Origin of the sequence: Oliverpabstia sp. (genome assembly GCF_022785585.1) — a bacterium.
GTDB lineage: Bacteria > Bacillota > Clostridia > Lachnospirales > Lachnospiraceae > Oliverpabstia > Oliverpabstia intestinalis.
The window spans coordinates 1-7,552 of the sequence record NZ_JALFPR010000172.1 but is presented as its reverse complement, the minus strand read 5'-3'; the positions used below and the strand labels follow the sequence as shown (position 1 = coordinate 7,552).

9 protein-coding genes and 2 pseudogenes are annotated in these 7,552 nt (G+C 43.5%); 9 read left to right on the top strand and 2 right to left on the bottom strand.

Features of this window, described 5'->3' with window-relative positions; translation table 11 throughout:
* A pseudogene (locus MSA64_RS12155) lies at positions 1-99 on the top strand (DUF6783 domain-containing protein); the annotation flags it as partial.
* Here the strand turns inward: MSA64_RS12155 and MSA64_RS12150 are convergent.
* Positions 61-180, bottom strand: a pseudogene (locus tag MSA64_RS12150) (DUF6783 domain-containing protein); the annotation flags it as partial. The pseudogenes MSA64_RS12155 and MSA64_RS12150 sit on opposite strands and share 39 nt — an antisense overlap.
* Positions 180-1,172 (bottom strand): acyltransferase family protein, encoded by a 993-nt coding sequence (locus MSA64_RS11720; protein ID WP_118617778.1) that lies wholly within the window; start codon positions 1,170-1,172, stop codon positions 180-182. The pseudogene MSA64_RS12150 and the gene MSA64_RS11720, both read right to left, overlap by 1 nt.
* A 215-nt stretch (positions 1,173-1,387) precedes the next feature.
* Here MSA64_RS11720 and MSA64_RS11715 point away from each other — a divergent pair, with 215 nt between their 5' ends.
* From MSA64_RS11715 to MSA64_RS11680, 8 genes are all read left to right on the top strand, one after another.
* A complete protein-coding gene (locus tag MSA64_RS11715; protein ID WP_277663311.1) occupies positions 1,388-2,089 on the top strand; it encodes a GDSL-type esterase/lipase family protein in 702 nt (233 codons plus the stop codon).
* A gap of 76 nt (positions 2,090-2,165) precedes the next feature.
* Entirely contained in the window at positions 2,166-2,477 is a 312-nt protein-coding gene (locus tag MSA64_RS11710) for a spore coat associated protein CotJA (protein WP_227750400.1), read from the top strand.
* Positions 2,474-2,776 (top strand): spore coat protein CotJB, encoded by a 303-nt coding sequence (locus MSA64_RS11705; protein WP_022172169.1) that lies wholly within the window; start codon positions 2,474-2,476, stop codon positions 2,774-2,776. The genes MSA64_RS11710 and MSA64_RS11705 overlap by 4 nt, the downstream gene beginning before the upstream one ends.
* A 3-nt stretch (positions 2,777-2,779) precedes the next feature.
* A complete protein-coding gene (locus MSA64_RS11700; RefSeq protein WP_154431920.1) occupies positions 2,780-3,424 on the top strand; it encodes a manganese catalase family protein in 645 nt (214 codons plus the stop codon).
* A 315-nt stretch (positions 3,425-3,739) separates the two neighbouring features.
* A complete protein-coding gene (locus tag MSA64_RS11695; RefSeq protein WP_154431918.1) occupies positions 3,740-5,488 on the top strand; it encodes an ammonium transporter in 1,749 nt (582 codons plus the stop codon).
* A gap of 218 nt (positions 5,489-5,706) precedes the next feature.
* On the top strand, positions 5,707-6,897 hold the full coding sequence (locus MSA64_RS11690) for an FtsW/RodA/SpoVE family cell cycle protein (protein ID WP_022173065.1): 1,191 nt from the start codon (positions 5,707-5,709) through the stop codon (positions 6,895-6,897).
* Between the two features lie 167 nt (positions 6,898-7,064).
* Positions 7,065-7,298 carry an acyl carrier protein gene (acpP, locus tag MSA64_RS11685; RefSeq protein ID WP_022173064.1) on the top strand — a complete coding sequence of 78 codons (234 nt, stop codon included), beginning with the start codon at positions 7,065-7,067 and terminating at the stop codon, positions 7,296-7,298.
* A 96-nt stretch (positions 7,299-7,394) separates the two neighbouring features.
* The coding region (locus tag MSA64_RS11680) for a glutamate--tRNA ligase family protein (protein WP_287891692.1) at positions 7,395-7,552 on the top strand (158 nt) is incomplete at its 3' end.

Genomic DNA, 7,552 nt, shown 5'->3' with positions numbered 1-7,552 from the left:
CTGAAAAATCATTTCCGCAATCTGCAAGCCCCACTTTGCGGTATATTTTACCCTCATTCGGTTGCCGTAGCCCGCTACGCCGCCCTCATTCGGATAAAATCTCCCACAAATTGGGACTCGCAACTCACGAAAAGTCTTTTTCAGACACGCTCTAGCGTAAATTAAAATAAGATCGCGCATCAGAAAAGATGGGCGATCTTATTTGTAAATAATACAAAAGGTTTTCTTGATAAAAACCACACCAGGAAGAAGCAGAATGTCAGCAGATACAGACATTCCAGATTGCTCTCAACCGAAGTCAGAATAGAAGAACCGTATTTGAGGCAGCTGTAGACGAAACCGTGAAAGATATAGATTGCCATGGTACGCTCTCCCAGATAAGAGTAGGATTTCTTTTCGGTCGGAAGTACCAGCATGAACAGGTAGATCAGAAGAAAAGAGATCAGATAACAGCCGATGCGGACAAGTACGCCTTCGACGGAACTCATATCCATATCTGCGTAAGAGTATCGTCCATAGAAAATCTTCTGATTCAGACGGTGATGGTACTTGTCAGTAAATAAAAAGACGGCAAAACTTCCCAGGATGGTCAGAGCACACAGATATCCCTTCCGGTTCCGAAAACGTGCGAGGGAAGAAGAATCAAATTTTTTCCCGGCAAGAAAGAACGGGAAGAAAAACAGAATACGCGGAATGGAAAGAAAATTTCCAAAATCAGTGAATCCAATAAGAAGTCCGGCAATGACTGACAAAACCATGCAGCCTGGAATTTTCTCAATCAGAGGAGACAACAGTCTCCAGGCGAACAGTGCCATCAGATACCAGAGGGAAAATTTCGGCCTTGTAAAATAAAAGCCGGTCTCTTTGTCCAGTATAAAGGTGTATAAAAGATAATAAAGAATCTCGTATACAAAATAGGGAATGACCAGTCCACAAAGCATTTTTTTTAAGGATGGGATCCGTTTGGAAAAATATCCGGAAATAAAGATAAAAGCGGGCATGTGGAACGCCACGATTCCCCATTTTAATTCGTAGAGGAACGGATTCTGATCATTGCTCGGTTCAATAAAGTGACCGATGACTACCAGAAGAATCAATAATACTTTATAATTGTCAAACAGATATTCACGCTGATGACCTGATACGGCAGTTGCCTTTACAGTAGTGTCCATGAGGAATCCTTTCTATATAAAAGTGAAATGATTACAAATCAGTAACCATACGTATTCTAAGAGTCATGGAGAAAAAATGCAAGAAACAATATGGAGAAAATTGATGGAGAAAAGTAAAATCTGTTGTAAAAAATGACAGTATTTTTTAATGAAATTGACAGAAAGAAAAAGATATCACAAAATAGAAAAAGACAGTAGCAGAAAGGAGCAGAAAAATGGAACAACAGAAGAAGAAAAAGCGGGCTGTTGCCTTTGGACTGGTAGCAGTTGTATTGATTTTCTGGAATCTGATGCAAAATACAGCGGATCAGCAAAAATTAAAAGTGGCATGTATAGGGGATGAATTAACTTTTGGAACTGCTGTGGAAGAGCGGGAAGATAACTGTTACCCGGTACAGTTACAGAAATACATGGAACAGGCAGAAAAAAAATATCGGATCGGTAATTTCGGTGTGGAAGGCGCTGCGGTTCAGAAAAAGAGTAAAAAGCCGTATACAAAGGAAGAACGCTATGAGAGCAGTACGGAATATAAAGCCAATCTTGTTGTTATGATGCTTGGAACAAACGATACTACAGAGGAAAACTGGACGGATATCGATACGTTTCAGAAAGATTATCAATCCCTGATCAAAGGTTATCAGGATTTAAAGAGCAGTCCGGAAATCTGGCTGGTCACGCCGCCGATGATACAGTCTGATGGAAGCACAGAGATGGAAGAGAGGGCAAAAAGAGTAGAAGAAATTAAAAATGTGATCGAAACCATTGGTGAAAAGAATAAGCTGACGGTTCTGGATCTATACAGCTACAGTCAGAAACATCCGGAATGGTATCAGGAAGACGGTGTTCGTCTGAACAAAGACGGAGCACTGGCAGTAGCGGATATGGTAGGCGACTGTATCATAAATAAGACGAAGTAGAACAGGACGGAAACACGAAAATTTGCACACATTCATATGATAAAGAGAAACAAAACTCAGAAGTAAGGAGAAGAGAATGGATTCCTATCGTATGAATTGCCGGAATGTTTCCGGTAATTGCAGAAACCGGACCTGTGGCAATATGACAGGAAACAGAGAATCGATGATTCCGATGGATTCTACCAGTAAAACCTGCACAAATATATGTGATCGTATGCAGGAAACATCCGTACAGGAACATTTGCAGAAGCTTCCGCTGGCAATGGCATATGTGCCAATGCAGAAATTTGGAAAGGTATATGAACCTGCCCGTGGATTTCAGCTCGGAACAATTTTCCCGGAACTTTGTAAACCATTTTGTGGAAAAGGAGGCGGATGCAGGCGATGATGGGACGAAATAACTGTACCTGCCAGGGAGAACGAAGTAAAGCACAGCTGATGGAAACCATCGGGCAGTCGGCATTTGCAGCTTATGATACCCTGCTTTATATGGACACTCACCCACAGGATCAGGAGGCCATGGCATACTACCATAAACAGGCAGGGATACGCCGGGAAGCGATGGAAGAATATGCCAGACGTTTCGGACCGTTGACAATGGATCTGATCGATGAGACCGACTGTCATTCATGGGAATGGATGATGCAGCCATGGCCATGGGAAAGATCCGGGAAAGGCAGGTGTTAGTGTATGTGGATATATGAAAAACGATTGCAATATCCGGTAAATATCACGAAAACGGATGCACGGATCGCGAAGATTATTGCAACACAATACGGTGGCCCGGACGGCGAGATCGGTGCCTCGATGCGCTATCTCTCCCAGCGTTTCACCGCTCCGAACCGTGTCTGCATGGCGGTTCTTACCGATGTAGCGACAGAAGAACTCGGACATCTCGAAATGGTATCCACGATCGTTCATCAGCTGACTGCAAACCTCACTGTGGAAGAAATTGAAAACCAGGGATTTGCGGATTATTATGTGGATCATGCTGTAGGGATCTGGCCGCAGTCGGCGGGAGGGATTCCGTTTAACTCCTGTGAGTTCCAGTCCAAGGGCGATCCGGTCACGGATATGTTTGAGAGCATGGCTGCGGAACAGAAAGCACGGAGCACCTATGACAATATCCTGCGGGTTGTGCGGGATATTCCGGAGATTGCGGACCCGATCCGATTCCTGCGGGCGAGAGAAGTGGTACACTTCCAACGGTTCGGTGAAGCCCTCCAGTCTCTCCAGGATCAGCTGAACAGTAAGAACTTCTACCAGATGAATCCGAGCTTTGATATCGGGCTGACACGGGAACCATGCGATTGTCAGGGAGAATGTGTACAGTAAAAATGTAGAAAATTAAAATAATAATTTATGGAAAATAGACAGAAGTGACAAATATAAAAAAACTATAAAATTTTTATTGACAGGATAGAAACTAAGGTGTAAGATACACCCATACAAAGCAAAGGCGCTATGGAAAAACATCCGTAGTGCCTTTTGTCGTATTAAAGAAAATCGCACACTCTGTTTTCGATGATACGGCAGGGCTTGAAAAAAGCGAAACAACGGCGTTTTGCAGCTTCTTATCTTATATTATATATAGAAGCAAAGCGTCGTTGTTTCGCTTTTTTCATTACAAAGAAAGAGGAGGACAAAAGTATGACAGAAGAAATTATGGAAGTTCTGAACGGTCAGGTATTTGGCGTATGGTTCCTGATCGGTGCTGCACTGGTATTCTGGATGCAGGCAGGATTCGCGATGGTAGAGGCAGGTTTCACCAGAGCGAAAAACACTGGTAACATTATCATGAAAAACCTGATGGATTTTTGTATTGGTACCTGTACCTTTATCCTGATAGGTTTCAGCCTGTTACTGGGAGAAGATATGGTAGGGCTGATCGGAAAGCCGGGATTTGATATTTTTACAAGTTATGCAGATTTTGACTGGTCTAACTTCGTATTCAACCTGGTATTCTGTGCAACAACCGCAACTATTGTTTCCGGAGCTATGGCTGAAAGAACAAAATTCTTATCCTATTGTATTTACTCCGGTGTGATTTCCGCACTGATTTATCCGATCGAAGCACACTGGATCTGGGGCGGCGGCTGGCTTGCCCAGATGGGATTCCATGATTTTGCAGGATCCTGTGCGATTCATATGGTAGGTGGTATCTCCGCACTGATCGGTGCCAAGATTCTTGGGCCGCGTATCGGAAAATTCACGAAAGATAAATCCGGAAAAATCACAAAAGTCAATGCATTTCCGGGACACAACCTGGCAATCGGTGCACTTGGTGTATTTATCCTGTGGCTTGGCTGGTATGGATTTAACGGCGCAGCAGCAACATCTGTGGAACAGCTTGGTTCTATTTTCGTAACAACAACCATCGCTCCGGCGATCGCAACCGTAACCTGTATGATCTTTACCTGGGTTCGTTACGGAAAACCAGATGTATCTATGTGTCTGAACGCATCTCTGGCAGGTCTGGTAGCTATTACAGCTCCTTGTGATGTTACAGATGCTCTGGGAGCAATCATTATCGGTATCGTAGCAGGTCTGCTGGTAGTATTCGGTGTATGGTTCCTTGACTATGTATTACGTGTAGATGACCCGGTTGGTGCAGTAGCAGTTCATTGCTTAAATGGTATCTGGGGAACTATTTCCGTTGGTTTGTTCGCAACCACATCCGCACCTGGAAATGATGATCTGGTCGGTCTATTCTACGGCGGTGGATTTACTCTTCTTGGAAAACAGCTGATCGGTTTTGCAGCAGTAGCATCATGGACCGTAGTAACAATCACCATCACTTTCCTTGTGATCCGTGCTGTTGTAGGCTTGAGAGTTACCGAGGAAGAGGAAATCGTAGGTCTGGATGCAATGGAACATGGTCTGGCATCTGCTTACTCAGGATTCAGTATCATGGATGTTTCCAACACCATGATGATGGATGTCAATGAAAATACAAACCTTGGTACAGATGATTACAAAGCAGCATCTGATGCACAGAAAAATGCAGCAGTTAAAGTAGTAAAAGCTCCGGCAGCAGCAGATACCGGTATGTATAAAGTAGTTATCATCTCGAAACTGTCAAGATATGACAAACTGAGAAAAGCTATGAACGATCTGGGTGTCACCGGTATGACCGTTACACAGGTTATGGGCTGTGGCGTTCAGAAAGGTGCCGGCGAGAAATACCGTGGTGTTGAAATCGATGCAACCCTGCTTCCAAAAGTAAAAGTAGAAGTGGTAGTCAGCAGCATTCCGGTCGATCAGGTCATCGAAGCTGCAAAGAAAGTTCTGTATACCGGACATATCGGCGATGGCAAGATCTTTGTATACAATGTTGACAGAGTCGTAAAAGTCCGCACCGGTGAAGAAGATACGGATGCACTGCAGGATGTAGAATAAAAAGTAAACATTCTCCTTAGATAAAACAGAACCTCCGGACATCTCAGAAACATAAAAAAAGAGATGTCTGGGGGTTTTTTTCTCTTTTTAATAGTGATATACTTAACAAAGATATCCGGCTGAAACCTCCGGCAGGATACCGGAGCGTGGAAGAGGTATATAGGAAAATCATTTTCAGACACGCTCAAGGGGAGCATGGAAAGAAATGAGGGTATTACATGGAACAAAAAGAGAAAAAAAGAAGAAAAAAGAAAAGCAACCGGGGGGCATATTATGATTATAATCTTCTTGCGATTGTAATTCTGCTGATCTGCTTCGGGCTGATTATGTTATACAGTACCAGTGCGTATGAAGCACAGATGAAATTTCATGGAGATGATATGTATTATTTCCGCAGGCAGGCACTGATCAGTGTGGGAGCGATCGCTGTTGCCATCTTTATTTCAAAATGGGATTATCATCTGATGATTCCATTCGCAGGAACTTTGTACCTGATATCAGTTGTACTGATGGCGATGGTGCGGTTTACTCCATTTGGAGTGGAAGCCTATGGTTCCAGACGATGGTTAAAGCTGGGTATTCAGTTTCAGCCGGCAGAGATAGCCAAGATAGCGATTATTATTTATATGCCTATACTTGTTATCAAGATGGGAAAACAGGTAAAGCAATTGAGGGCAGTAATCTGGCTGCTGATCTTTGGTATGATACAGGCGGGTGCGGCTTTTGTTTTTACGGATAATCTGAGTACCGGTATGATTATCGGAGGAATCGCCGTCGTTATGATTTTTATTGCACATCCGAAAACAAAGCCTTTTGTTGTACTGGCTCTCGGTACCAGCGTGGTGGCAGGAAGTGTCATTGCTTACATGGGTATGACGATGACTACCAGTGATAACTTTCGTATCCGAAGAATCTTATCCTGGCTGCATCCGGAGGCCAATATGTCATCCGGCGGCTACCAGGTGCTGCAGGGACTGTACGCAATCGGAAGCGGCGGATTTTTCGGAAAAGGACTTGGCAACAGTGCGCAGAAGCTGGGAACGATTCCTGAGGCGCAGAATGATATGATCTTTTCGATTGTATGTGAGGAACTGGGAGTTTTCGGTGCGGCATTATTACTGCTGATGTTTGGGTATCTGTTATACCGGCTGTTTTTTATCGCGCAGAATGCGCCGGACCTTTATGGAACGCTGGTTGTGACAGGAATCTTTGTACATATTGCATTGCAGGTAATCCTGAACCTTTGCGTAGTATTGAATCTGATGCCTACAACCGGTATCACGCTTCCATTTGTCAGTTACGGAGGTACGTCGATCCTGTTTTTGATGGCAGAGATGGGAATTGCCCTGAGTGTGTCGGGAAGGATCCAGACGACGGGAGAAGACATCACGGAGGCAGAAACAGCATAAATTCTGTGCACTGCGAAGCGTGTTACTGAGAATAGAGGGAACAGTAACAGAGAAATAAAGTTTTTTGCATATTTTCCTGAATGGGTTGACAAATGATTTTATAATAGCTATACTTTCGTTAAACAAAGGCGTAAAGTCGAAAATGCTTTATGAAGGAGATAAAAGATATGCTTGAAAAAATGAGAGAGATTATTGCAGAGCAGTTGAACTGTGATGGTGAGACAATTGGTCTTGACACCTCATTTAAAGATGATCTGGGAGCAGATTCACTGGATTTATTTGAACTGGTTATGGCTCTGGAAGAAGAATACGGACTGGAGATTCCGGCAGAGGAATTGTCAGATGTGGAAACCGTCGGAGACATAATTGAATACTTAAAAAACAAAGGTGTGGAGGATTAATTCCACACCTTTTACCTTGAATAGGATAAGGATCGTGCGTGTGCAAAACACACAGCAATCCGGGACATTTACATTATAAAACAGGAGCGAAATATTATGAGCACAGTAAAAACAAGATTTGCACCAAGCCCTACCGGAAGAATGCACGTAGGAAACTTAAGAACGGCATTATATGCATATCTGATCGCAAAACATGAAGGCGGAAAGTTCATGCTGCGTATCGAGGATACCGACCAGGAACGTTTTATGGAAGG